The 25,103-nt window shown below is 67.6% G+C and carries 24 protein-coding genes; 20 read left to right on the top strand and 4 right to left on the bottom strand.

The genetic code is table 11. The annotated features are described in order from the left end of the window. Positions 1 to 87 precede the first annotated feature (87 nt). Positions 88 to 648 carry a helix-turn-helix domain-containing protein gene (locus tag BM394_RS21590; protein ID WP_092981515.1) on the bottom strand — a complete coding sequence of 187 codons (561 nt, stop codon included), beginning with the start codon at positions 646 to 648 and terminating at the stop codon, positions 88 to 90. A gap of 70 nt (positions 649 to 718) precedes the next feature. Here BM394_RS21590 and BM394_RS21585 point away from each other — a divergent pair, with 70 nt between their 5' ends. The 5 genes from BM394_RS21585 to BM394_RS21565 all read left to right on the top strand — a co-directional run bounded on the left by BM394_RS21585 (position 719) and on the right by BM394_RS21565 (position 4,267). Continuing rightward, positions 719 to 1,444, top strand: a complete 726-nt coding sequence (locus BM394_RS21585) for an AzlC family ABC transporter permease (RefSeq protein ID WP_139235286.1) — start codon at positions 719 to 721, stop codon at positions 1,442 to 1,444. Next, positions 1,441 to 1,740, top strand: coding sequence for an AzlD domain-containing protein (locus tag BM394_RS21580; RefSeq protein ID WP_092927341.1), 300 nt, complete (start codon positions 1,441 to 1,443; stop codon positions 1,738 to 1,740). The genes BM394_RS21585 and BM394_RS21580 overlap by 4 nt, the downstream gene beginning before the upstream one ends. Positions 1,741 to 1,832: 92 nt before the next feature. Beyond that, positions 1,833 to 2,537 carry a pyridoxal 5'-phosphate synthase glutaminase subunit PdxT gene (gene pdxT, locus BM394_RS21575; RefSeq protein ID WP_092981509.1) on the top strand — a complete coding sequence of 235 codons (705 nt, stop codon included), beginning with the start codon at positions 1,833 to 1,835 and terminating at the stop codon, positions 2,535 to 2,537. Continuing rightward, positions 2,534 to 3,286, top strand: a complete 753-nt coding sequence (locus tag BM394_RS21570; RefSeq protein ID WP_092981507.1) for a YebC/PmpR family DNA-binding transcriptional regulator — start codon at positions 2,534 to 2,536, stop codon at positions 3,284 to 3,286. Before pdxT ends, BM394_RS21570 begins: the two co-directional genes overlap by 4 nt. Before the next feature lie 165 nt (positions 3,287 to 3,451). After that, on the top strand, positions 3,452 to 4,267 hold the full coding sequence (locus tag BM394_RS21565) for an alpha/beta fold hydrolase (RefSeq protein WP_217643654.1): 816 nt from the start codon (positions 3,452 to 3,454) through the stop codon (positions 4,265 to 4,267). A 167-nt stretch (positions 4,268 to 4,434) separates the two neighbouring features. Here BM394_RS21565 and BM394_RS21560 read toward each other — a convergent pair whose 3' ends face one another. Further along, positions 4,435 to 5,064: an SAM-dependent methyltransferase gene (locus tag BM394_RS21560; RefSeq protein ID WP_092981503.1), complete on the bottom strand. Its 630-nt coding sequence runs from the start codon at positions 5,062 to 5,064 to the stop codon at positions 4,435 to 4,437. Positions 5,065 to 5,371: 307 nt separating this feature from the next. Here BM394_RS21560 and BM394_RS21555 point away from each other — a divergent pair, with 307 nt between their 5' ends. From BM394_RS21555 to BM394_RS21515, 9 genes are all read left to right on the top strand, one after another. Beyond that, entirely contained in the window at positions 5,372 to 5,881 is a 510-nt protein-coding gene (locus tag BM394_RS21555) for a DUF4262 domain-containing protein (protein WP_092981501.1), read from the top strand. A 24-nt stretch (positions 5,882 to 5,905) separates the two neighbouring features. Beyond that, the gene (locus tag BM394_RS21550) at positions 5,906 to 6,085 is read left to right on the top strand and encodes a hypothetical protein (RefSeq protein WP_092981499.1); all 180 of its coding nucleotides are present in this window, start codon (positions 5,906 to 5,908) and stop codon (positions 6,083 to 6,085) included. 177 nt (positions 6,086 to 6,262) lie between these two features. After that, positions 6,263 to 6,850 (top strand): crossover junction endodeoxyribonuclease RuvC, encoded by a 588-nt coding sequence (gene ruvC / locus BM394_RS21545; RefSeq protein ID WP_092927351.1) that lies wholly within the window; start codon positions 6,263 to 6,265, stop codon positions 6,848 to 6,850. Continuing rightward, a complete protein-coding gene (gene ruvA / locus BM394_RS21540; RefSeq protein ID WP_092981497.1) occupies positions 6,847 to 7,485 on the top strand; it encodes a Holliday junction branch migration protein RuvA in 639 nt (212 codons plus the stop codon). The genes ruvC and ruvA overlap by 4 nt, the downstream gene beginning before the upstream one ends. A 63-nt stretch (positions 7,486 to 7,548) precedes the next feature. After that, positions 7,549 to 8,664: a Holliday junction branch migration DNA helicase RuvB gene (gene ruvB, locus BM394_RS21535; RefSeq protein WP_092981495.1), complete on the top strand. Its 1,116-nt coding sequence runs from the start codon at positions 7,549 to 7,551 to the stop codon at positions 8,662 to 8,664. 266 nt (positions 8,665 to 8,930) lie between these two features. After that, positions 8,931 to 9,353, top strand: coding sequence for a preprotein translocase subunit YajC (gene yajC, locus BM394_RS21530; protein WP_092981492.1), 423 nt, complete (start codon positions 8,931 to 8,933; stop codon positions 9,351 to 9,353). Between the two features lie 598 nt (positions 9,354 to 9,951). Beyond that, entirely contained in the window at positions 9,952 to 11,763 is a 1,812-nt protein-coding gene (secD, locus tag BM394_RS21525; protein ID WP_092981490.1) for a protein translocase subunit SecD, read from the top strand. 3 nt (positions 11,764 to 11,766) lie between these two features. Next, positions 11,767 to 13,047 (top strand): protein translocase subunit SecF, encoded by a 1,281-nt coding sequence (gene secF, locus BM394_RS21520; protein WP_092981488.1) that lies wholly within the window; start codon positions 11,767 to 11,769, stop codon positions 13,045 to 13,047. Positions 13,048 to 13,362: 315 nt separating this feature from the next. Next, positions 13,363 to 15,678 carry a RelA/SpoT family protein gene (locus tag BM394_RS21515; protein ID WP_092981486.1) on the top strand — a complete coding sequence of 772 codons (2,316 nt, stop codon included), beginning with the start codon at positions 13,363 to 13,365 and terminating at the stop codon, positions 15,676 to 15,678. 316 nt (positions 15,679 to 15,994) lie between these two features. Here BM394_RS21515 and BM394_RS21510 read toward each other — a convergent pair whose 3' ends face one another. Further along, on the bottom strand, positions 15,995 to 16,855 hold the full coding sequence (locus BM394_RS21510; RefSeq protein WP_092981484.1) for a peptidylprolyl isomerase: 861 nt from the start codon (positions 16,853 to 16,855) through the stop codon (positions 15,995 to 15,997). A gap of 228 nt (positions 16,856 to 17,083) precedes the next feature. On the opposite strand from BM394_RS21510, the gene BM394_RS21505 reads away from it, so the two are divergent. Genes BM394_RS21505 through BM394_RS21495 form a run of 3 tightly spaced genes read left to right on the top strand, consistent with a single transcriptional unit; the run spans position 17,084 to position 19,721 of the window. Continuing rightward, entirely contained in the window at positions 17,084 to 17,767 is a 684-nt protein-coding gene (locus BM394_RS21505; protein ID WP_092981482.1) for an MBL fold metallo-hydrolase, read from the top strand. A gap of 50 nt (positions 17,768 to 17,817) precedes the next feature. Beyond that, a complete protein-coding gene (gene hisS / locus BM394_RS21500; protein ID WP_092981480.1) occupies positions 17,818 to 19,080 on the top strand; it encodes a histidine--tRNA ligase in 1,263 nt (420 codons plus the stop codon). Further along, positions 19,077 to 19,721 (top strand): hypothetical protein, encoded by a 645-nt coding sequence (locus BM394_RS21495; RefSeq protein ID WP_092981478.1) that lies wholly within the window; start codon positions 19,077 to 19,079, stop codon positions 19,719 to 19,721. Before hisS ends, BM394_RS21495 begins: the two co-directional genes overlap by 4 nt. Positions 19,722 to 19,773: 52 nt before the next feature. Here the strand turns inward: BM394_RS21495 and BM394_RS21490 are convergent, their stop codons facing one another. Beyond that, the gene (locus BM394_RS21490) at positions 19,774 to 21,177 is read right to left on the bottom strand and encodes a YibE/F family protein (protein WP_245780370.1); all 1,404 of its coding nucleotides are present in this window, start codon (positions 21,175 to 21,177) and stop codon (positions 19,774 to 19,776) included. A 522-nt stretch (positions 21,178 to 21,699) separates the two neighbouring features. Between BM394_RS21490 and BM394_RS21485 the strand changes: the two genes are divergently transcribed. The 3 genes from BM394_RS21485 (at position 21,700) to BM394_RS21475 (ending at position 25,010) form a co-directional block, all read left to right on the top strand. After that, positions 21,700 to 22,494 carry an AfsR/SARP family transcriptional regulator gene (locus BM394_RS21485; RefSeq protein ID WP_245780369.1) on the top strand — a complete coding sequence of 265 codons (795 nt, stop codon included), beginning with the start codon at positions 21,700 to 21,702 and terminating at the stop codon, positions 22,492 to 22,494. Positions 22,495 to 22,664: 170 nt separating this feature from the next. Beyond that, positions 22,665 to 23,756: an Rv2578c family radical SAM protein gene (locus BM394_RS21480; RefSeq protein ID WP_425427680.1), complete on the top strand. Its 1,092-nt coding sequence runs from the start codon at positions 22,665 to 22,667 to the stop codon at positions 23,754 to 23,756. A gap of 456 nt (positions 23,757 to 24,212) precedes the next feature. Next, a complete protein-coding gene (locus tag BM394_RS21475; protein WP_245780368.1) occupies positions 24,213 to 25,010 on the top strand; it encodes an AfsR/SARP family transcriptional regulator in 798 nt (265 codons plus the stop codon). Positions 25,011 to 25,103: the final 93 nt, after the last annotated feature.

The raw sequence follows: 25,103 nt of genomic DNA, 5'->3' as shown, positions 1-25,103 counted from the left end.
TATCGGGGAACCGTCGCGCCGGATCCGGTCCGCTTTCCGGGACGGATTCCGTGGGCGGTTCCCCCGTACGAACCCACGAGCACCGGCTCAGGAGTGCTCCATCAGCAGCACCGCCGTGGTCGGACCGTCCACAGCCTGGTAGAGGTGCGGCACCGCTCCGGAGAACGTGGTGTAATCGCCCGGTTCGAGTTCGACGGGCCCGTCGGCGGGGCCGCCGCGCATGCTTCCCGACACCACGATCAGGTGCTCGACCGTGCCCGGCTGGTGCGGCTCCGCCCGCCGGATCTCCCCGGCCTCCAGGCCGATCTCGTAGATGTCCCGGCTCGCCCCGGCGGGGCAGGCGGACAGCAGCCCCGCCGCGAAGCCGGCGTGTTCCGCCCGGATCTTGGGAGCCTGTCCCGCTCGGATCACCCTCGTGTGGGGGGTCGGCAGCTCCACGAGCCTGCTGAACGGCACGTTCAACGCGACGGCCAGCGCCCACAGCGTTTCCACCCCCGGGTTTCCCTCCCCGGATTCCAGCTGCGACAGCGTCGATTTGGCCACTCCGGCTCGCTTCGCCAGTTCGGACAGCGAGATTCCCGCGCGTTCGCGGTGGTGGCGCAGCGCGATCGAGATCGTCTCGATCGCCTCGGTCTCGGAGCCCCGCATAGTCGTTCCTTCTGGACTATCGATCGTTCGCCTTGACGAACGAAGTTCGTTTTGTTCATTATAGAAAACGATGCGTTCGCCCAAAAGAACGAACCGTGCTTCCGACACCGCTCGATTACTGCCCGCAGTGACCTCCATGGCCCTCGCACTCGTCGTGGTGGGAGCCTCGCTGGGAGCCATCGCGGTATCGAGCGGAGCCCCGCTGTGGCTGGTCACGGTAATGGCCGCGCTCGTCTTCGCCGGCGGTTCCGAGTTCCTGGTCGTGGGTCTGGCCACCGCCGGAGCCGCACCGCTGACCGTGCTGCTGGGCGGCTGGCTGCTCAACGCCCGTCATCTGCCTTACGGGCTGGCGATGGGCGACGTCCTCGACGGCAGTCTCTGGCGCAGACTGCTCGGGAGCCACCTACTGGTCGACGAGGCCGTGGCCTTCGCGCTGGCCGAGTCCGAGCCGCGCCGCAGGCGACGTGCCTACTGGGTGGCGGGGACGACGCTCTACGCCGTGTGGGCGCCCTCGGTGCTGCTGGGCGGGCTGCTGGGACGCGGCCTCGGCGATCCCCAGCTGTTCGGACTCGACGCCGCACTGCCCGCCGGGCTGCTCACCCTCGTGCTGCCCGCCGTGCGGGACCGTCCGACCGCGCGTGCCGTGCTGCTCGGCTGTCTGCTCGCCGTGCTCACCGTCCCACTGCTGGACGAGGGGCTCGCGGTGCTGGTCGCACTGCTCGGCACCGCCGCCGCACTGCTGCCCGTGCCGGGCGCGAGGCGGGGAGCCGACGTCTCGGAAGGGGAAGCGGTATGACACTGGGCCTGGTACTGGCACTGGCCGCCGGGACCTACGCGATGCGTGCGGCGGGGCCGCTGCTGCGCGGCAGACTGCGCGTCTCCGAGCGCGGCAGGTGGCTGCTCTCCGTGGCCGCGGTGACGCTGCTCGCCGCGTTCGTGGCCGTCAGCGCGTGCTACGAGTCGGGTTCGTTCGCGGGGTGGCCCCGCGTGATCGGGGTGCTCGTGGGTGGTGTGCTGGCATGGCGCCGGGCACCCTTCGTGGTCGTGGTGCTCGTCGCGGCCGGTGTCACGGCCGGGCTGCGCGCCCTGTGAGCGCGGCGACGGCTCGCGGGCAGTGCTGCCACGGCGCGGGACGGAGCTGACCCGGACGTTGCCCGTTCGCGCCACTGCCGGACAATCGTGGTGTGAACCCAGCTCAACCGGTCGTCGGCGTGCTCGCCCTGCAGGGCGGCGTCGCCGAGCATCTCGCCGCGCTGCGGCGCATCGGGGTAACCGCGTGCCCGGTGCGTCGTCCCGAGGAGCTCGTCCGGGTCGACGCCCTCGTACTGCCGGGCGGGGAATCGACCACCATGACGCGGTTGTTGGACACCTTCGAACTCTTCGAGCCGCTGCGTGCGCGGCTACGGGAAGGTATGCCCGCCTACGGTTCCTGCGCGGGCATGGTGCTGCTCGCGGACAGTGTGCTCGACGACCGCTCCGAGGTTCGGGGCAGTCCCGGCGTCCGATCGTTGGGGGCGCTGGACGTGGTCGTCCGCCGCAACGCCTTCGGGCGGCAGGTGGATTCCTTCGAGGCGGATCTCGACTTCGCCGGGATCGAAGGCCCGGCGTTGCGCGCCGTGTTCATTCGGGCCCCCCTCGTGGAGAAAGCGGGTGCCGATGTGACCGTGCTGGCCGACGTGCCGTCTCCCACCGGGACGCCGGACGGACGACCGGCGGAGACGGGTGCGGGTACCATCGTCGCGGTTCGGCAGGGACCGGTGCTCGCCACGGCTTTCCATCCCGAGCTGGTCAACGGTGACGACCGCGTGCACCGGCTGTTCGTGCGGATGATCAACGAGAACAGCGGGCATACCGGCCCGGTACGACCTGATACCACGGAGGAGAAATGAGCGGCCACTCCAAGTGGGCCACGACCAAGCACAAGAAGGCCGCCCTCGACGCCAAGCGCGGCAAGCTCTTCGCGAAGCTGACCAAGAACATCGAGGTCGCCGCGCGGACGGGTGGGGGCGACCCGGAGGCCAACCCCACGCTGTTCGACGCCATGCAGAAGGCTCGCAAGTCCTCGGTACCGCAGGACAACATCGAGCGCGCCCGCAAGCGCGGCGCCGGTGAGGAAGCGGGCGGCGCCGATTGGGAGACGGTCATGTACGAGGGCTACGCCCCCAACGGGGTGGCCGTGCTGATCGAGTGCCTGACCGACAATCGCAACCGCGCCGCGGGCGAGGTGCGCACCGCCATGAACAAGCACGGCGGTTCGATGGCCGACGCCGGGTCGGTGGCCTACCTGTTCAACCGGCGTGGCGTGGTGATCCTGCCCAAGAACGGTCTCAGCGAGGAGGACGTCCTCGGCGCCGTGCTGGAGGCGGGCGCCGAGGAGATCGAGGACCTCGGCGAGAACTACGAGATCCTCTGCGAGCCGAGCGACCTCGTGCCGGTCCGCAAGGCCCTGCAGGCCGAGGGCATCGAGTACGACTCCGCTGAGCCCAGCTTCCTGCCGTCGGTCAATGTTCCGCTGGACAGCGAGGGCGCACGCAAGGTCTTCAAGCTCATCGACGTGCTGGAGGACTGCGACGACGTGCAGAACGTCTACTCGAACTTCGACGTCAGCGACGAGGTCATGGCCCAGGTCTCGGGGTGATCCGGGTGGAACTTCCGGACAGCGGGGTCCGGAAGTTCCCTACCGACCGCGATCGGTTCGTGTTCGTCTCAACCGGTTCAGCCGAGATCTTTTCGAGGAATGCTGCTACTCTCCGGCGCTGATGAATTCCGGAGCGCGGCCCGAACAGGGCCTCGGGAGGCAGCCGTGACAGCGACCCTGACCACGTTCACGAACGAAGGGCTCACCTTTGACGTGACCGACAGCGGACCGCGCGAGGGAGATCCCGTGGTCCTGCTGCACGGTTTTCCCGAGCGGGCGACCTGCTGGCGCTTCGTGGCACCGCTGCTGCACGAAGCCGGGCTGCGCACGATCGCCCCCGATCAGCGCGGTTACTCACCCGGTGCACGACCGAGCGGCCGATACCCCTACCGAACCTCGGCGCTCGCCGACGACGTGATCGCGCTCCTGGGCACGATCGGCAGGCCCGTCCACCTCGTCGGCCACGACTGGGGTTCCGCGGTCGGTTGGACCGTCGCCGCGCGACGGCCGGACCTGGTGCGCACCCTGACCGCGTTCTCCGTGCCGCACCCCACGGCCTATATCCGAGCTCTACTCGGGCCACAGGGACCCAAATCCTGGTACATGGCCTACTTCAACCTGCCCTGGCTGCCCGAGAACTGGCTCGGCATGCTCGACCGGCTGTTGAGTTCCAGCGGCATGACCGGGACGGACCTCCGGAGATTTCGATCCGAGATCGTCGACTACGGTGCGCTGCCCGGAGCGCTCGGTTGGTATCGCGCCATGCCCCTCAGCAAACCCGTCGGCAGGATCTCGGTCCCGACCACGATGGTCTGGAGCGACGGGGACAGCGCCGTCGCCCGAGCCGGTGTCGACGCGACCGCCCGGTGGGTGACCGGTCCGTACGAGAAGGTCGTGCTCAGGGGTGTCAACCACTGGATTCCGACACAGGCTCCTGATGCGGCGGCCTCGGCTGTCCTCGCCAGAGCCCGGTCCGGTTGAGCCGTCACACGCGGCGAACGGCCGTCGCACCCGTTCCACCGAGCGGTTTCCGCGGGACTCGGCACGTTCTCGGAACGCGCGTGTTCGAGATTCCTCACCTCCCTCGAGGCGGTCCCGGGGCGGCCAGTTGCCCGCTGTCCGCCGGGAGCCGCCCCTGCCGCGGACGCTCAGAGCCTGCGGACTCGTGCCAGCCAGGCCGCCGTGTCGACCTGCTCCTCGGGCGAGACGTCGAACCGTGCGGCGTACTCCTCGCCGGCTACCCCGCGGTAGACGTGCGGCTCCAGGGACTCGACGGTCCAACCGTCATCGAACGAGTTCCGCACCTGCTCGGCGCTCAGGCGCGGCCCACCGGCGTCCTCGGCGTCCGACAGCGCGAGCACGTGCACCACGGCCCCCGGCCCGCACACCGCGTGCAGGCTCCTGGTGTAGCGGCGCCGCTCCGCTTCGCCGAACACGTGCAGCAGGGCGCTGTCCACGACGGTGTCGAACCGCGGTTCGCTGCCGAGATCGAACGCGTCGGCCACTTCGAAACGCGCGGCCACCCCGCGCTCGGCCGCGTTGTCCCGTGCCCGCGCCACGGCGGTGCGGGAACCGTCCACGCCGAGCACGTCGTAACCGAGCTCGGTCAGCAGGATGGTGTGCTCGCCCTCGCCGCAACCGGGATCCAGCACCGGACCCCCGATCCACCCCCGCTGCTCCAGTTCGACGATCGCGGGCTGAGGGCCGCCGATCACCCACGGCGGGTTGCCCTCCCGGTATGCCTGCTCGAAGTGATCCCGCGAGATCGAGGTGTCCATGATGTTCTCCCAGTCGTCCGTTCGTCCCCGGTTCGGGCGTGCCCGATTCGTGCGGGCGCGGTGTCGTTCGTGCCCGGTGCGTCGTTCCTGCCGGTGTCGCGCTTTCGTGCGGCACCACCGAGCATGCGAGTTCGAGTGAACTCGAAGTCAAGATCACTCGTGTCTTCCGCCGAACTTCCCGTTTCGCGACCGACGACGGCGTGTCCCCGGCACCCACCGGTGAACTAGGCTTCGCCCCCGACGCGGCGCTCGCCGGGTACGCGCGGTCGCGCCGGGAACGACCCCGTCGACGAAGAGGTGACACGTGATGACCGGAACTGCGAACTCGACGGAGGGACTGCGGCGCTGGTTGGTCGAAACCTCGGAGCGGTACGGGGCTGCCGTGCTGCACGTTCCCGAGGAGGAGGACCACGCGCCGTACTCCTTCTCGGTGGGCGCGTGGCGGAGGTTCGGCAAACCGGAGCTCGTGGTGATCGGGCTGCCCGAGCAGGTGGGTCGGAGCGTGGTGGACACCTACGTCGAGCGCGTCGGCCGTGGCGAGCGGTTCATCACCGGCAGGCTCTACGAGGGCTTCCTGGCCGAACAACCCGTCACCTTCGAGCGCGTGGCCGGGATGTACTACCCGGAGTACCTGGGAAGCGCGATGCTGGTTTACGGCGACGACGACTTCCCCGCGCTGCAACTGCTGTTACCCACCCCGGACACCGGGCTGTTTCCCTGGTCGGAGCGGGCTCCCGAGGGCTTCGCCGATTACCAGCCGGTGCTGACCCGAAGCGGTGCCCCGGAGAGCTGGAAACCCGGCCAAGACGGAGCCTGAGAATCCCGCTGCCGAATCCGTGCCGTGACCGGCGCCGCGGGCATGCGCATCGAGGCGCTGCACGAGCACGACAGCACTCCCGGATGCCCCGGCCCGGCGATAGTCGGGACGCCCACTGGGGCCGCCTGCCGCGGGGTGCCCCCGCGCATCCCCCTGCTGTTCACGCCCCTGCTGTTCACGCTGCGGGCGAGCCTGCACTGCTGAGTCCCCACAAGAGCTGACTCCCCACGGCGCTGCCCCGTCCGGTCGGTCCGGTCTCGTCCGGTCGGTCCGGCCTTGCCCGGTCGACGCGGCGTGCGTGTCGCCGTGGTCGGGCCCGTCCGGCCTGCCGTTATCATTCGAACGCGTGTTCAAAGCGGGCTCGCGCGAGAGGATGAGGGTGTGCGCATACTGGGAGTCGATCCGGGACTGACACGCTGCGGAGTCGGTGTCGTCGAGGGCGGGCAGCGGCGCGGGGTGAGCTGTCTCGGGGTCGGTGTGGTGCGCAGCCCCGTGGACGATGAGCTTCCCCGGCGCCTCGTGGCCATCGCCGACGGGGTGGAGGAGTGGATCGACCGGCACGAACCGGAAGTCGTGGCGATCGAACGGGTCTTCAGTCAGCAGAACGTGCGCTCGGTCATGGGAACCGCGCAGGTGTCCGGCATCGTGGCGCTGGCCGCCGCTCGGCGGGACATCCAGGTGGCCTTCCACACCCCGAGTTCGGTCAAGGCCGCCATCAGCGGTTCCGGCAAGGCCGACAAGCGACAGGTCACCGCGATGGTGAGCAAGGTGCTGGGCATGTCGAGTCCACCGAAACCCGCCGACGCGGCCGACGCGCTGGCACTGGCACTGTGTCATCTCTGGCGGGCTCCCATGGTCGGCAGGCTCGCCGAGGCGGAGCAGCGCGCGGCCGAACTCGCGCGCAATCATCAACAGCGGCTGCGGCAGGCAGCACGAGACTCGTCCGGTACAAGGGGGAACCACCGATGATCGCTTCGGTGCGGGGTGATGTGCTTTCGGTCGGACTGGATCACGCGGTGATCGAGGTCGGCGGCGTGGGAATGGCCGTGTACGCGACACCGGCGACGTTGGGTGGGCTGCGGCGCGGCTCCGAGGCGAACCTGGCCACCTCGCTGATAGTGCGGGAGGACTCGCTGACGCTCTACGGGTTCGCCGACGCGCAGGCCCGTGACCTGTTCACGCTGCTGCAGACCGCGTCGGGTGTGGGACCGAGGCTGGCGCTGGCCGCGCTGGCGGTGCTCGACCCCGCCCAGCTGCGCGACGCACTGAGCCAGGGCGACATCGGGGCGCTGACCCGTGTTCCCGGCATCGGCAAGAAGAACGCCGAACGGCTCACCCTGGAGCTGCGGGACAAGGTGGCGGCGCTGTCCGTCCAGCCCGGCGTCGATCCCGCGTGGGCGACCACGGAGGCGGGTGCCGCTCCCGGGGGTGCCGTCGTGGACACCGCCGGTATCCGCTCCGAGGTCAGCGAGGCCCTGGTCGGACTCGGGTTCTCCGCGAAACAGGCGGAGCAGAGCGTCAACGCGGTGCTGGCCGAGAACGGCGGCGAGACCGACACCTCCACCGTGCTGCGCAAGGCGCTGGCCGGTCTCGGTCCCAAGTAGTGCGGCCCGAGAGCACCGCGGCGCGACAATCGAAAGTGGCACGAGCGAAGTTCTGAGGAAACGATGCACGAGGACGGGCCGGTGGAGCCGGAAACCGAGATCCCGGACGCGACGGATGCCTCCGAGGAAACCCTCTCGCCGCACCGCGCCAACGGTGAACAGGAGATCGACGCGAGCCTGCGCCCGCGCAAGCTCGACGACTTCGTGGGCCAGCAGCGCGTCCGCGAGCAGCTGCGCCTGGTGCTGCAAGGTGCCCTCGGGCGGGGGGAGCAGCCCGACCACATCCTGTTCGCGGGGCCACCGGGGCTCGGCAAGACCAGCCTGGCCATGATCCTGGCGACCGAACTGGGCTCGGCCATCAGGGTTACCTCGGGCCCGGCACTGGAACGTCCGGGGGACCTGGCCGCGATGCTGTCCAACCTCACCGCCGGGGACGTGCTGTTCATCGACGAGATACACCGCATGGCGCGCCCGGCAGAGGAGATGCTCTACCTGGCGATGGAGGACTACCGGGTCGACGTCGTCGTCGGCAAGGGGCCGGGTGCCACCAGCATCCCGCTGGACATCGCCCCGTTCACCCTGGTGGGGGCGACCACTCGTTCGGGTTCGTTGACCGGCCCGTTGCGGGACCGGTTCGGGTTCACCGCGCACATGGAGTTCTACGAACCCGCCGAGTTGGAGGAGGTCATCAACCGTTCGGCCGGGATTCTCGGTGTGGACCTGCGCCCGGACGGTGCCACCGAGATAGCCCGGAGGTGTCGGGGGACGCCGCGTATCGCCAACCGGCTGCTGCGGCGGGTCCGCGACTACGCCGAGGTGCGCTCCGACGGAGTGGTCACCGTCGAGGTGGCCCGCGCCGCGCTGGAGGTCTACGACGTGGACGAGCTCGGACTCGACCGCCTCGACCGGGCGGTGCTCGGCTCACTGGCCCGCTCGTTCGGGGGCGGACCGGTGGGTGCCTCGACGCTGTCGGTGGCCGTGGGCGAGGAGCAGAGCACCATCGAGGAGGTGTGCGAGCCGTACCTGGTCCGTGCCGGCATGTTGGCCCGGACACCGCGTGGGCGGGTCGCCACCGCCGCGGCCTGGCAGCATCTCGGCATGGTGGCACCGGCGAACGCTTTCGGCGCGGCGCCCGTGGCCGAGCCGGAACCGGTCGAACCCGGGTTGTTCGACGAGTGATCCCGGGAATTTCGGGAGTGCGGCGCTGAGCGGTTCGGTCCGGGAATCCTGCCGGCGGGCTGTCGAACCGGATGCGACGTTGTGCGCTGCATCACTGGTCGATCCGTCCGGGGCGGTGTGCCCACCGGAAGGGCAGGGGCGGTTATGTGCTGGTGAACCTGGCACACTGGGGGGCGGTACATCCGAATAGTCCGGGCGCCGGTGGGGCACGGCTCCGTTGTCGCGGTCGCCGCGCTGTCCGGGTGACGTCCGTGGATGGAGCAAGATTGTCGACAGAGTATTTGATCCCGATTCTGTTCGTCGCCTTCGCGGCGCTGCTGTTCTTCCAGATGCGCAAGCAGCGCAAGGCGATGAATGAGCAGCAGAAGCTGCAGAACTCGCTGACGGTCGGTGACCGAGTGATGACCACCTCCGGATTGTTCGGCACCGTGGTCGAGACCGAGGACGACTCGATCGAACTCGAGATCGCCGACGGTGTGGTCACGACCTGGCTGCGTCAGGCGATCCGTGAGCGGGTCGACACCGAGGTCGACGAGGACGAGCTCGACGAGGACGACAACGACGAGGTCGACGAGGACGTTGTCGACTCCTCGGAGCGGACTTCCTCGGACGAGGACTCCGACGTCACCGAGAACGCGGATACCCAGAAGACGGAGACCCAGAACGCGGAGACCCAGAAGACGGGCTGATCGGGATTTCCCGCCCGGGCGGCAACCGGGGGAGTGTCTCTCGGCGCGGAAGGCGTCGGGCTGAGCACTCGCTCGGCCCGCGTGGTCGTAGGTCTGCCGCGTCGCGCTCCCGCGAGGAAGCCGCACACGTGGCGAACTGATCGCCACGTCGTGGTCACCTCGGGTGACGGCGGACGACGGGTTCCGCGCGGTGGGCACCGCCAGGGGCGGACAGCGAAAACTCAACGAGAGTCGCGTTCGACGGTCCGTTCGAGGTCGTGCGGTGAGGTCCGGCGCGTGCTTTCGGCGGCGACCCCCGCGTCGCCGCCGAGCGTGCCGCCCGCTGCACGGTAGTGTCGATCATTCGCTCATTCCGGGGAAGCCCCGCCGTGCGTGGGAGCACCACCGGGACGTGCGGTGCCGATCACCCGTGCCGTGTCCGGCGAGTGGATCACGATTCAGTACCTGCGCGACGCCGTCGGGATGTGACCTGTCAAACTGGACGCCGTTGTCGCGTCAGCCACGTGCGGTGTCGGCACCGTGAGGGCCGGGCGCGACGGCGGCTTTGGACGACTGCCGGACCTTCGGCACCGACCCCGGACGAGGAGACGGACCTAACGTGGCACCTCCACGCGGGCAGATCCGGCCGGCGCGTTATCTGCTGGCCTTCGTGGCGATTCTGCTGGGCATATACAGCCTTGTGTTCTTCACCGGTGACCGCAAACCAGTTCCGGAGCTGGGCATCGACCTGCAGGGCGGTACCCGGGTGACGCTCACGGCGCGGACCCCCAACGGTAAACCCCCCACCGACGAGTCGTTGCAGCAGGCTCGCGAGATCATCGAGCAGCGCGTGAACGGGCTCGGTGTCAGCGGCTCCGAGGTCACCGTCGACGGCACCAACCTGGTGATCACGGTGCCCGGTAAGGACGGTGAGCAAGCCAAACGGCTCGGGCAGACCGCGGAACTGAATCTGCGCAAGGTCAACCAGGTCGTTCCGGTCAGCGCGTTGCAGGGCAACCAGCCTGGGCAGGGCAACCAGCCTGGGCAGGGCAACCAGTCCGGCCAGGGCGATCAGTCGGGGCAGAGCGGGGACTCCGGCCAGGATGATCAATCCGGCCAGAACGGCGGGTCGAGCGGATCCGGGGACCAGTCCTCCGACACCACGCCACAGGCGGTGGGCGCGCAGCAGGCTCCGGCGCAGGACCAACCGGACGAGGACTCCCAGCCCGGCGATGGTGAGCAGCAGTCCGACGGCCAGCAGGACGGTAACCAGCAGAACGGGGACCAGCTGACCAGGGCCGAACGGATCGAGCAGGCCAAGCAGCTGCGCCAGAGCGAGAACCCGACCATGCAGCGGCAGGCACTGCTGACGCTGGACTGCGGTTCCCCAGATCCGCTGCGCGGCAACGCCGACCCCGAACGCCCGTTGGTGACCTGTGGTGACGACGGTCAGCGCAAGTACATCCTCGATCCGGTACTGATTCCCGGTACCCAGATCAGCGACGCCAACTCCTCTCCACCGGGGCAGCGCAAGGCGGAGTGGACCGTAAACCTGGAGTTCAAGAACCAGGGCAAGAACACCTGGGCCGACTTCACCTCGCAGAACGTGGGTGAGCAGGTGGCCTTCGTGCTCGACAACCGGGTGGTCTCCGCCCCGTCCATCAACGACGCGATCGTCGGCGGAACCACCTCGATCTCCGGCAACTTCAACCAGGAGACGGCCAGCAACCTCGCCAACACGCTCAAGTACGGCGCGCTGCCACTCGCGTTCGACCAGTCCACCGCCGAGACCGTCTCGCCGACGCTGGGGATCGCCTCGTTGCAGGCCGCGTTGCTGGCAGGTGGCATCGGACTGATCCTCGTGGCGGTCTACTGCCTGCTCTACTACCGGCTGCTGGGACTGCTGACGATCCTTTCGCTGGTGCTGTCCGGTGCGGTCGTCTACGGCGTGCTGGTGCTGTTCGGCCGCTGGATCGGGTTCACGCTCGACCTGCCGGGCATGGCCGGTTTCATCATCGCGATCGGTATCACCGCCGACTCGTTCATCGTCTTCTTCGAACGACTCAAGGACGAGATACGCGAGGGCAGAACGTTCCGGTCCGCGGTGCCGCGTTCCTGGGCCCGCGCCCGACGGACGATTCTCTCGGCCGACGCGGTCAGCTTCCTCGCGGCGGGTGTGCTGTACCTGCTCGCGGTCGGCCAGGTGAAGGGCTTCGCCTTCACTCTCGGGATGTCGACGGTGCTGGACCTGATCGTCGTCTTCCTGGTCACCCACCCACTGGTGGCGCTGGCCTCGCGCAGCAAGTTCCTCTCCCGTCCGGGGCTGACCGGTCTCGGCGCGGTCCAGCGGATGGGCGAACGCGCCAGGGCACAGCGGAAGGGCGTCAACCGGCAGCAGAGTGCTTCCAACGGCACTCCGAAGGAGGCGTGAGTCGTGGACACGACCGGCAGCAACGGGAGCGATCCCGCCGCGACCGACGCGAGCGGCACCGAGGCCAAGCGTGGGGTGCTGCAACGGCTCTACACCGGTACCGGTGCTTTCGACATCGTCGGCAAGCGCAAGTACTGGTACGTCGTCCTCGGGCTGCTGATGCTGGTCTCCGCTCTTTTCGTCGGCGTCAAGGGCTTCAACCTCAGCATCGAGTTCGAGGGCGGGACCAACATCTCGATGCCCGCGCAGGGCGCCTCCGGCCAGATCAGCACCGAGGAGGCGGAGGAGTCCTTCCAGCAGGCGCTCGGTTCCGAGCCGTCATCGGTGCAGCTGGTGGGCAGCGGTGACAGCCAGACGCTGCAGATCAATACCGAGAAGCTGTCGCAGGCCGATCTGGTCCAGGTCAAGTCGGCCCTGTTCCAGGATCTGCAACCGCTGGGAACCAACGGTCAGCCCAGCGCGGACGCGATCAGCGACAGCGCCGTCAGCGGCACTTGGGGCAGCGAGATCACCCAGCAGGCGTTGATCGCCCTGGCCGTGTTCCTCGTGCTGGTGACCGTGTTCCTGGCGTTCTACTTCGAGCGGTGGATGGCGGTCGGCGCCCTGGTGGCGTTGCTGCACGACGTGCTCGTCACCGCGGGCATCTACTCGATGATCGGGTTCCAGGTCAGTCCCAGCACGGTGATCGGTCTGCTCACCATCCTCGGTTTCTCGCTGTACGACACGGTCGTGGTCTTCGACAAGGTCAAGGAGAACACCACCGGGCTGCTGAGCACCACCAGGCGTACCTATCCCGAGGCGGCCAACCTGGCCGTCAACCAGTCCCTGATGCGTTCGATCAACACTTCGGTGATCGCGTTGCTGCCGGTGCTCGGTCTGCTGGTCGTCGGTGCCGGCCTGCTGGGCGTAGGTGTGCTGCGGGATCTCGCGCTGGTGCAGGGCGTCGGCATGCTGGCGGGTGTGCTCTCCTCACTGCTGCTGGCCACCCCGCTGTTGGTCGACCTGAAGATGCGCGAGTCCAAGTACCGCGTACACGCCGACAAGGTCGCCCAGCGCAGGAGCAACCGGGGCGGTGACGCGACCGCCACGGTCAACGGGGCCACCACCGATGACCGGTCCGACTCCGAGTCCGAGGTGAGCACGACCGGGAAGACGCGCTCCGCCCGCGACAAGACCAACGGGACGGGTGGTGCGAAGCTGGCCGGTGCGGGTGCCGCCGGTTCCGGCGGGGCGCAGCCTTCGGGGAAAGCGGGACGTCGTTCCGCCGGACGCAAGCGGCGGTGACCGAGCGCCGATCATCGCGGGCCGGCTCCTGATGTGATCCGTGTCCACGATGATCGGTGTACTGGTGATCGGTGTACTGGTGATCGTGCCGCCCGGTGATCACGCCGCCGGGTGATCGGCGCGGCCGATCACCCGGGGTTTCGGCTCACAGCCGCGTCGGGACCGCTCGGCGCGGCGTCGCCCCTCCCGGGAAGGCTCACGGGGTTCGTAGCGTTATGCTCGATGTCCGGGTCGCCGCACCGAGCACCACGGGCGTTCTCGCGTGCGGAGAACCGACCCGGGCCGAGCGGATCCTCGAACACCCGGGAGCGTGCTGTGAGCCAAGAAGTCGAGTCTCCCGCGAGCGGGGCGGACTCTGCCGCGCAGCGGCCCGCCTCGGCCACTCGGCGGGTTCGCGCGCGGTTGGCCCGGCGAATCACCGCGCAGCGTCCTACCCAGGTCAAACAGGTCCTCGAGCCGTTGGCCTCGGTGCACCGCGAGATGCACCCGCAGGCTGATCTGGCGTTGCTGCAGTACGCCTACGACATCGCCGAGGAACAACACAGCGACCAGCAGCGCAAGTCCGGCGATCCCTACATCACGCACCCGCTCGCGGTCGCCACCATCCTCGCCGAGCTGGGCATGGACACCACCACGCTGGTGGCCGCGTTGCTGCACGACACCGTCGAGGACACCGACTACCCGCTGGACCAGCTGCGGTCCGACTTCGGTGAGGAGGTCTCCCACCTCGTCGACGGCGTCACCAAGCTCGACAAGGTCAAGCTGGGAAACGCCGCCGAGGCCGAGACCATCCGCAAGATGGTCATCGCGATGGCCCGTGATCCCCGCGTCGTGGTGATCAAGCTCGCCGACCGGTTGCACAACATGCGCACCATGCGGTTCCTGCCGCCGGAGAAGCAGGTGCGCAAGGCGCGCGAGACCCTGGAGGTCCTGGCGCCGCTGGCACATCGGCTGGGCATGGCCACCATCAAGTGGGAGCTGGAGGACCTGGCCTTCGCGATCCTGCAGCCCAAGAAGTACGACGAGATCGTGCGACTGGTGGCCAACCGCGCGCCCTCCAGGGACACCTACCTGCGCACCGTGGTCGACGAGTTGTCGTCGAACCTGGACGCGGCTCGGCTCTCCGCGAAGGTCGAGGGGCGACCCAAGCACTACTACTCGATCCACCAGAAGATGATCGTTCGGGGCCGTGACTTCGACGACATCCACGATCTGGTCGGAGTGCGCATCCTCGTCGACCAGGTGCGGGACTGCTATGCCGCGATGGGTGTGGTGCACGCGCTGTGGCAGCCGATGCCCGGCCGGTTCAAGGACTACATCGCCCAGCCCAAGTTCGGGGTGTACCAGTCGCTGCACACCACGGTGATCGGCCCCGAGGGCAAGCCGCTGGAAGTGCAGATCCGTACCGAGGAGATGCATCGTACCGCCGAGTACGGCATCGCGGCCCACTGGCGCTACAAGGAGACCAAGGCGCGTGGCCGAGGCGGCGCCGGTGTCGAGATCGACGAGATGGCCTGGATGCGCCAGCTGCTCGACTGGCAGCGGGAGGCCGCGGACCCAGGGGAGTTCCTGGAGTCGCTGCGTTACGACCTCAACACCCGAGAGATCTTCGTATTCACCCCCAAGGGTGACGTGATCACACTTCCGGCGGGATCGACGCCGGTCGACTTCGCCTACGCGGTGCACACCGAGGTGGGGCACCGCTGCATCGGATCCAGGGTCAACGGCAGACTCGTCGCGCTCGAACGCAAGCTGGAGAACGGCGAGGTCGTCGAGATCTTCACCTCCAAGGCCGAGGGATCCGGTCCGAGCAGGGACTGGCTTTCCTTCGTCGCCTCGCCGCGCGCCAAGACCAAGATCAAGCAGTGGTTCGCCAAGGAGCGGCGCGAGGAGGCGATCGAGTCCGGCAAGCAGGCCATCGCCAAGGAGCTGCGCAGGCTGGGGCTGCCGGTGCAGCGGCTGGTCTCGGCCGATTCCATCGGATCCGTGGCCAAGGAGCTGCACTACACCGATGTGACCGCGTTGTACGCGGCGGTCGGGGAGCGACAGGTCTCGGCGCACCACGTGGTGCAGCGGCTGGTCGCCTCGTTCGGCGGGGTGGAACAGGCCGAGGACGAGATCGCGGAACGCTCCACCCCCTCCACGGTGCAGCAGCAGCGCCGCAGTTCCGGCGATTCCGGTGTACGGGTGGAGGGCGCCAACGCGGGTGAGGTCTGGGCGAAGCTCGCGCGTTGCTGCACCCCGGTGCCCGGCGACGAGATCCTCGGCTTCGTCACGCGCGGTGGTGGCGTCAGCGTGCACCGCACCGACTGCAACAACGCGGACGACCTGCGCTCCAAGCCCGAACGGTTGGTGGAGGTCTACTGGGCCCCGTCGAACTCCTCGGTGTTCCTGGTGGCCATCCAGGTCGAGGCGCTGGATCGGCACCGGTTGCTCTCGGACGTGACGAAGGTGTTGGCCGACGAGAAGGTCAACATCCTGTCCGCCTCGGTGACCACCTCCAAGGACCGGGTCGCGGTGAGCCGGTTCTCCTTCGAGATGGGCGATCCCAAGCACCTGGGGCACGTCCTCAAGGCCGTGCGCAACATCGAGGGAGTGTACGACGTGTACCGCATGACCTCCGCTGCCTGACCGTCGTTCGGTACGGCTGCTCGACGGTGCGGGTGGCGGAACCTCTCGCGGGCTCTCGCCGCGGGTCCGGAGACATCGGGTAGTTACTACACAACGTCTCCGGCGTCCTCGCGAGAGCACCACGAGAGAACCCGCGGCGGTGCAGGCTGCGGCAGTGGTGGGAGCTCGGCCCTGCGTCGAAGCGGCGCGGCGATTTCGCGAGAAATTGACGCCGACGGGGCCGCGCCACGCCCGCCTGGCCCCGACCACGCGGGCGTTCCCCGGTACTCCGGCCCCGGGGTCCGGGGCCGGAGTCCCCGGATCGGTACTTCCCGGGTCAGGACCGCACGGTCACCTTCTCGAAATTCACCTTCTTGTTCGGATGACCGCCCCCCGCGCTCGAGAAGGAACCGTCGTGGCCCGCCCGAGCGACCTTGTCCACCACTTTCAGACCCTCCTTCGACACGGTGCCGAACACCGTGTAGTTGGACTGCAGCGGTGCCTCGCCGTACACGATGAAGAACTGGCTGCCGTTGGTGTCGGCCCCCGAGTTGGCCATCGCCAGGTATCCGCGTCCGTACTGGATGTCGGAGTAGGTCTCGTCGTCGAACTGGTATCCGGGGCCGCCGGTGCCCTCGCCTGTCGGGTCACCGCACTGCAGCATCTGCAGTCCCGAGGTGGAGATGCGGTGACAGGGGGTGTCGTTGTAGAACTCGGACTCGGCCAGGTGGACGAAGCTGTTCACCGTGCAGGGGGCCAGCGAGCGGTCCAATGTGATCGGGATGGTGCCCACATTCGCCTCGATCGTGGCCTGCACGGTTCCCTGCGAGGAGACCTCGCCGTCCTCGGGGGGATCCACCGGCTTGGCGGGCTCCCCCTCCGAACGGTAGGTGCAGGAAACCTGGTTCGGTAGCGGTTCAGGGCGGCTCGGAGCGGGGGCGAGTTCGGTCGGTATGGATATCTGCTCCGAGTTCGACGGTTCGGAGGTCGCCGTGGAGCTCGGTGGAGCACTCGCGGCGCCGTCACCCCCGCCGCCCGTACGGGTGAGGAAGTAAACCCCCACCACGGCCGCGATCACCACGACGATCGTGGTGGTCACTGCCACGGTCCTGCGTTTGCGGGCTTGCTCCTCCCTGCGGGCGAGCTGACGCTCGAGCTTGCTCTTGGCCGCCTGGCGACGTTGTTCGTTGCTGGACACCTGTTCCCACTCCGCGGTCGGGGTCGGTCGGCTTCGTCCCGAGGAAACAACACGGGATCACGTTTTCGGGGAGTGTAGAACGGCCCGGTGTGCGAAAACTGTGAGACCGCACGACTAGGCTGGTAGCACTGGAGTGATCGGGGTGGCCTGTCGGCCAGTGGTGGGCAGGTTCTTACACGCCGCGGGCCCCCGGTCGCACGTCCCCGAACGCTGAAGAGGTAGCACTCCGTGCTTGTTGTTGGTTTCCCCGTCGGACAGCTCCAGGCGAACTGCTACGTGCTCGCACCGCACGAGGGCGGCGACTGCGTAGTGGTGGACCCGGGCCAGGATGCCGTCGAGCCGGTGCGCAAGCAGCTGGACGAACACGGGCTCACCCCCGTGGGCGTGCTGTTGACGCACGGCCATTTCGACCACGTGTTCTCCGCCGGGGAACTGTGCGAGTCCTACGGGATACCCGCCTGGTTGCATCCCGAGGACCGCTACATGCTCGCCGACCCCGGTGCCGCGCTCGGCCCGGAGGGAAGCCAGCTGTTCGAGGGTGTCTCGGTGAACGTGCCGGAGGACGTGCGCGAACTCTCCGGCGACACCGTGCTGAACCTGGCGGGCATGGAGTTCGACGTGCGGCCCGCTCCCGGCCACACGGGCGGTTCGGTGCTGTTCGGGACCGGCACCGCGGAAGGCGGTCGACTGCTGCTGACCGGCGACACGCTGTTCACCGGAGCCATCGGTCGCACCGACCTGCCCGGCGGTGACCACGAGCGGATGCTGCGCACGCTCCGGAACGAGATCCTGTCGCGTCCCGACGACACGGCCGTGCTCCCGGGACACGGCTCCACCACGACCATCGGCCGTGAGCGCGAGAGCAACCCCTTCCTGCGGGGGATCGCCGCATCCGACGAAGCGGCCGACTGACCGTCCTCGACAACCAGCACCAGGACCGACGAGACCAGAAGAAGCCAGCGATGAGCACGTTTGCCGCCCCCAAGGGCATTCCCGAGTACTACCCCCCGGAATCGGCACGATTCCTCGCGGTGCGCGACACCCTCGGCGAAGCCGCTCGCCGCGCCGGGTACGGCTACATCGAGCTGCCGGTGTTCGAGGACACCGCGCTGTTCGCACGCGGTGTGGGCGAGTCCACCGACGTGGTCAGCAAGGAAATGTACACCTTCCCCGACCAGGGGGGACGTTCGATCACGCTGCGCCCCGAGGGCACCGCGGGTGTGATCAGGTCGGTCATCGAACACGGTCTCGACCGGGGCCAGCTGCCGCTCAAGCTGTACTACAGCGGGGCGTTCTTCCGGTATGAGCGGCCGCAGGCCGGCCGCTACCGACAACTGCAGCAGGTGGGCGTGGAGGCCATCGGCGTGGACGATCCGGCGCTGGACGCCGAGGTGATCGCCGTGGCCGATGAGGGCTACCGCAGGTTGGGACTGACCGGGCACCGCATCGAGCTCACCTCGCTGGGCGACAACACGTGCCGACCGGAGTACCGGGCCAAGCTGCAGGAGTTCCTGCGCGGGCTGCCGCTGGACGAGGAGACGCGTCGTCGGGTGGAGCTCAACCCGCTGCGGGTGCTCGACGACAAACGCCCGGAAGTCCGCGAGATGGTCGCCGATGCCCCGCTGATGGCCGACAACCTCTCCGACCAGGCCGCCGAGCACTACGAGCGGGTCAAGGAGCACCTGCGTGACCTCGATGTCCCCTTCACCGAGAATCCCAGGCTGGTCAGGGGGTTGGACTACTACACCAAAACCACCTTCGAATTCGTGCACGACGGGCTCGGTGCGCAGTCCGGCATCGGCGGCGGCGGTCGGTACGACGGGTTGATGGCCGATCTCGGCGGCGCGGAGCTCTCCGGCGTGGGATTCGGACTCGGTCTGGACCGCACCATGCTCGCCTGCGAGGTGGAGGGAGTGCGGCCCGGTGACCAGTCCCGTTGCGACATCTACTGCGTACCGCTCGGCGAACAGGCCAAGCGTCGGCTGGTGGCGCTGGCGGGTCAGCTGCGGCACGCGGGGATCAGAGTGGAGATCGCCTACGGCGGCAAGGGGCTGAAGGGGGCGATGAAGGCGGCCGATCGTTCCGGTGCCCGCTACGCGCTGGTCCTGGGAGAACGGGATCTGACCGAGGACTCGGCGCAGCTGAAGGACCTCTCCGGTGGGCAGCAGGAGAGCATACCGCTGTCCTCGGTGGTCGAGAAGGCGCGGACGGTGCTGTCCGGATGAGCGAGGAACAGTCCCAGGAAAGCGTGACGCTGGATCTGCTCGATCGTCGCGTCGTCCGCAGGCGGGCGATCAGTGTCGCCGTCGCCGCTGTCGTGATCGGCGCGGCCATCGGTGGCATCGCGGGGCTGTTCGCGGGGACGGCCGGTTTCTTCGTCCCATTGGTCGTGCTGGCGCTGCCGCTGCTGCTGATGGCCTACAGCGAGGCGCGCAAGACTTACTGGCTGCGTGGCACCGAAGTGGCGGCACGCGCCTTCGGCACGCGCCGGGTCGATCTGTCGACGGCCACCGCGCTGGACGTGCTGATCACCGATATCCGTGGCACCCGCACGATCAGTCTGGTCGTCACCGGGCCGCCCCGACATCGCACGTTGAACGTGGCGCTGGCGATGTACGCGGGTACCGGTGGTAAGGAACTCGGTGTCTACGCGCTGCGGCGGCTGGCCGACACGTTGGCCGGTACCGGAGACACTCGTGCGCTGGTGCTCTCGGAACTGATCGTGGCACAGCTCAAGGCCGAGGCACGTGGCGACGCCGCGGCGGACCGGCCGCTCTACAAGTTGGCCTCCGCGGTCCCCGGAGGCGGGGTTGCCCGGCGAGTGGCCAACACCGACGTGGCGAAGTTCGTCGCCATGCTGGACTAAGGGGCGGAACGTGCTGCTCGTCCCGAACTGGCGGGGAAGCGGCGGCGGGTTCTCAGTGGCGCGAGCGGGATCCGCGACGTGATCTCGCCGCGCCGAGCACCGCACGAGTGGATCCCGCCGCGGCGGCTCGGTGTACCACGTCGAGCACCCCGGAGGTGGCCGCTCGCTGCTCCTCGGAGTGGGCCGCGGAGTCGTCCCCCCGTCGACTGCCGTTCTCGCTCAGTACCACCGTCGCGGCGATGGCGGTGGTCAGTGGGACGGCGGCGATCAGGCCCAAGCTGCCCACCAGGGTTCGCACGATTTCCTGGGCCACATCCTGTGTGGTGGCGATGTCCCCGAACGACTGGCCGGACAGCTTGTAGGTCAACAGCAGCGGGAGTGCCGTTCCCGCGTAGGCCAGCACGAGCGTGTTGACCGAGGACGCCACGTGGTCCCGACCGATCCGCAGCGCGGCCGAGTACAGTTCCCTCCAGCGCATCCGGGGATTGGCGTGGTGCAGTTCCCACACCGCGCTGGTCTGCGTGACGGTGACGTCGTCGAGCACTCCCAGCGCCCCGATCACGACTCCGGCCAGCAGTAGTCCTCGCGCGTCGATGTCGTGACCCAGGGCGCTTATCAGGGACGAGGTGGACTCGTCCAGTCCGGTCAGTCGGGTCAGTGCGGCGAACCCCGCGCTGAGCAGACCGATCAGGCTCAGACTCGCCAGAGTGCCCAGCACGGCGGTCGATGTTCGTGCCGAGACGCCGTGCGTCGCGTAGAGCACGCAGAACATGATCAGTCCGGCGGCCACCACGGCGACCAGCAGGGGGTCGGCCCCGGAGAGGATGGTGGGAAGCATGAACCCGAGCAGCATGGTCAACGTCAACGTCAGCGCCAGCAGGGAGGCGGCTCCCTTGCGACGTCCCAGCGCGATCACCGACGCGGCGAACAGGCCGACCAGCACCAGCAGCCAGCCACTCCGCTGGTAGTCCACTATCCGGTACGAGGTGGACTCGCGTGGCGAGTCGCCCGAGTAGGAGAGTACGATCTCGTCTCCCACGCCGAATTCCGGGGTGGTCGGCTCGTCTGGGACTCGTTGTTCGATCGTGCGTCCCGACGCGGGGCCACTGTGCAGTTCGACGCGAAGCAGCACGCAGCTTCCAGTGCCTCCGGTGCCCTGTCCGGACGTCCCGCCCGTGGTGCAGGAGGCGGTGCGTGCCGCTACCACGGCACCGTCCACCGGGTTGCGGGTGAAGCCCGGTTTCGCCTCCGGAGTGGAGTGCTGTCCGAAGGGGTACAGCAGTACCGCACCGATTACGGCCGCCAGTGCGAAAGGCGTCAGCACCGCGGCGAGTAGCCGCCGGGTGCGCCGGGAGGCGGTCGGAGCTGGATGGCCGTGACCGTGACCGTGGCCGTGTCCGTGTCCGGTGGGGGGAGCGTTCGTGATGCCGCTGGCGGAATCTTCGGGTGACGGCACCGCATCATGGTACGACCGTCCGCCTCCCCGACTTCCGCCGCTTCGGGGCCGGTCGTCGTAAGTGGTGTGTCAGCCGCCGGTCAGCTCGCCGTGTCATCGCGGAGGAGGAACACCGGAAGTCGAGCGAAGGAGACGTCACGGGAGTCAACGAGAATGCTCGTTTCTCCGAGGAGCCGCGTCTTCATCGTTTTCGGGGTTTCGTCCGCGAGCAGTGGATGTTTCTCCTCGTGTCGGTCAGAATAACGCGAGGTTGTCTTCTGGCGGCTTTCATGTTTTTCTCGATGGATATATCAAAATTTTTATTTGATCGGAGAGGTTCACCCGTTCGGAGTATAAGGCCGCCGCTCGGGGGCGTGTAGTATCGATGTCAAGATACTAATTCTCGAGTTTCGGTGTTGCTGTTGGAATGTTTTCGCGCTGAGGGTGGGTATGATCAACCCTTTGGTGTGTGGATCGCCGGGATGTTTGCGTGGTTTCCGTTGTGCGGTTTTCCGGTGCGTTGTTTCGGGGTCGGTGAAATAATTGATAAAATTCAGGATTCTCGGCTCTGTCGAGATGTGTGATCAAGAAGGAAATTCCGTGGATATCTCTGGGTTGCAGCGTCGGGCGCTCTTCGCTCTGCTGCTTCTCAACGCCGGAAAAACGGTAAGCTGTGAGCAACTCATAAGTGAGTTGTGGCCTTCGGGTGTGCCTTCGTGCGGTGGCAACGCCTTGCAGGCGCACATGACGCGGTTGCGTCGTGACCTGGAGCGTTGTTTCGGTGCCGAGGAGGCCGCGCTTCGACTTCCCGGAAGTCGTTCCGGATATTCGGTTCACGTCGATCCGGGTGAGCTCGATCTGGAAGTTTTCAATACGCTGCGTTCCGGGGCGCGGGAGATCTCCGAAAGCGATCCGGCCGAAGCGGCCGACATGCTGCGACGGGCTCTGGCCCTGTGGCGTGGTCCGGCTCTGTACGACGTTCGCGACCGTACCTCCTGTCTTTACGCCGCCGCGCTGCAGGAGGAGGAGCACTATGCTCTGACGCTTGAGGAGTTGGTGGAACTCGACCTCGGGCAGGGAAAACATGAACAGCTGATCGGCTGGTTGAAAGCGCTGACCGAGCGGTATCCCTACCGTGAGAAATTCTTCGAACAGCTGATCGTCGCTCTTGGTCGAACCGGGCGCAAGGTCGAGGCCGCTTCCCTGTTCCGCAGAATGCGATCAGAGATGGTGGAGCAGTTCGGGGTGGATCCTTCACCCAGGCTCAGCAGGGCCGTTCAACGCATGCTGGAGGATGATCTTGTTGTCGAGGGGGGCTTCCGTTCCGTCGAACTGTGATCGTCGGGTGCTCAGCGGTCGCCGAGCTGATCACATATGTCGTCCCGAGGGGGCGTGCTCCCGGTTCCGACGGTGTCGGGGCTCGTTCCGGTGCGCCGGGCGGGGCCCGCCGACTGGACAGCTGTTCGAATAAGTGTTCGAATGAGGCTGTGCGTTGGGAGAAACAGCGGATCACTCCGCCGAACAGTCCTTCGGGGGAAGCGGGTGCCGCCGCCGACATCGCAGGCGAGACGGCCGAGCTGGACCTGGGGGTGTCACCGGAAGCCCCGAGGAGCGGTGACCACCGGATCGGTGCGGGCCTGCGGCTGCCCGAGCCGGTGCCGATCGAGGCGGGTACGGAGGACGCCTACGCCATCGAGATCCGGGCGAAGTCGATCCTCAACCAGGTGCCGGGTGAGTCCGGTGTCCCGTTCGAGTGGACTCTGAACCCCTACCGGGGGTGTGGTCACGCGTGTCGTTACTGCTTCGCGCGCAACACTCACACCTATCTCGACCTGGACAGCGGGCACGACTTCGACAGCAAGATCGTGGTCAAGGTCAACGCGGGGCAGCTGCTGCGCCGTGAGCTGGCGAATCCGAAGTGGCGCGGTCACCCGGTGGCGATGGGAACCAACACCGATCCCTATCAGCGTGCCGAAGGGCGTTACGCATTGATGCGGGACATCCTCACCGCGCTGACCGAGCGTGCCAACCCGTTCTCGATCCTCACGAAATCGACGCTGATTCTGCGCGACCTCGATCTCATCGAGTCGGCGGCCGCGGTGACCGACGTTTCGATCGCGGTATCCATCGGCTCGCTGGACGAAGGGCTCTGGCGAACGGTCGAGCCGGGTACTCCCGCCCCCGCCCGACGGTTGGAAGTGGTCCGGCGGTTCGCCGAGGCCGGGATCGGTTGTTCGGTGTTGCTGGCCCCGATCCTTCCGGGGCTCAGCGACTCCTGGGAGCACATCGACCGTACGGTGGGGGCGCTGGTCGAGGCCGGTGCGAAGAGCATCACTCCGTTGCCGCTCCATCTGCGCCCCGGTGCCCGCGAGTGGTACCGCGCCTGGTTGCAACGCGAGCACCCGTCGTTGGTCCCGCTCTACGCGCGGCTGTACCGCGACAGCTCCTACGCCCCCGAGTCCTACCGGCGAGAAGTGGTGGAGCTGGTGGAGCGGGCCTGCCGCGCGCACGGGATGCACCGCGAATCCTCCAACGGGGCGCGCGACACCCCGAAACGCACCGCTTCCGAAACCGCGAACGAGCAGCTTTCGTTGCTTTGAGTTTCCAACCCGCGAATACCGGCGTCACAGTAGCTGTTTTGCCGGTACGGAAACGGATCCTCGACAGCGTCGGTCGTCGGCGCGGCGTCATCCCGGTTCCAGCTTGGATTTTCCCGACATAATACCATCCACTTGGTGGAATATTCCAGGCGTGACGGAATATTCCGCAGGGTTTTGCCTCACGCATTTGGGGGATGGTCCTTTGGTCGTTCCGTTCGTAGTATTCATTTCGCTCGATGTCCGGTTAGAGTAAAATATCTGCATTACCGCGCTATCTGCGTGGACAGTCCAAAACGGATTCCCGCGGTGAAGAGGCACCCCAATACCCACCGCTGTCCTGGGCACAGTCGCCAAGCTCACCTCGGAGTTCAGGTGCCGTGGTGTCGTCACTTCGGCAAAATCCGCGGCCAACGGTGTGGTCGTGGCCCGTTGATTACCTTCGATCGGAGTGAGCCGATGATCCGATTCCGAGTCCTCGGGCGGGTACGGATGTACGACGATGATAATCGGCCGACGGAGGTTCCCGGACTGCAGCGAAGAACCGTACTGGCGGTGTTGCTGCTCAGCTCCGGGCAGGTGGTTCCTCGTGAGCAACTCGTCGAACAGCTCTGGCCCGACGGTCCGCCGAGGGGAGAGACGAACGCGCTGCAAGCACACATCGCGCGGCTGCGCCGCGATATGGACCGTTGCTTCGGTGCGGGAAACGGAGCCTGCCGGTTGTCCACCAGCGATCTCGGCTACGCACTGCGCCTCGAACAGGGCGAACTCGACCTGGAGGTGTTCGAGACGTTACGACTCACCGCACGCCAGATCGCCGAGGCCGACCCGTCGGCAGCCACGGACATGCTGCAGCAGGCGATCGAGCTCTGGCGGGGCCCTGCCTTGGCCGAGGTCAGACAACGCGGCGAACGTCTCTACGCCGCCGCCGTGCAGGCCGAGGAGCACTATGTACTGGCTCTGGAGGAGTTCGTCGAACTCAACCTGGAACGTGGTCACTACGACTGGGTGATCGGTCGTCTGAAGGCGCTGACGGCGCAGTATCCCTACCGGGAGCGACTGTTCGAACAGTTGATCATCGCGCTCGGCAGGACCGGACGTCGTGCCGAGGCGGCCGCGCTGTTTCGGAGGATCCGTTCGGAGATGGTCAACGAGTTCGGGCTCGAACCCTCGGCCGAACTCAATCGTGCCGTCCAGTTCGTGCTGGAGGACGGTGCGGACGAGTCCGGTCGCCGTTCCGAACGCGGAACTCGATAATCGAACCCGGTAGCTGGACTTCTTCGACTTCTTTCCGGAGCGAGCCGCTCGGCTGGGCCTCCCGGCGGTTCTGGCCGGGAAGCCCAGCGTATC

The organism is Actinopolyspora lacussalsi subsp. righensis (assembly GCF_900116555.1).
Classification (GTDB): domain Bacteria; phylum Actinomycetota; class Actinomycetes; order Mycobacteriales; family Pseudonocardiaceae; genus Actinopolyspora; species Actinopolyspora lacussalsi.
Note: the sequence above shows the minus strand (reverse complement) of the source record. Positions and strands in the feature narration are given on the sequence as shown.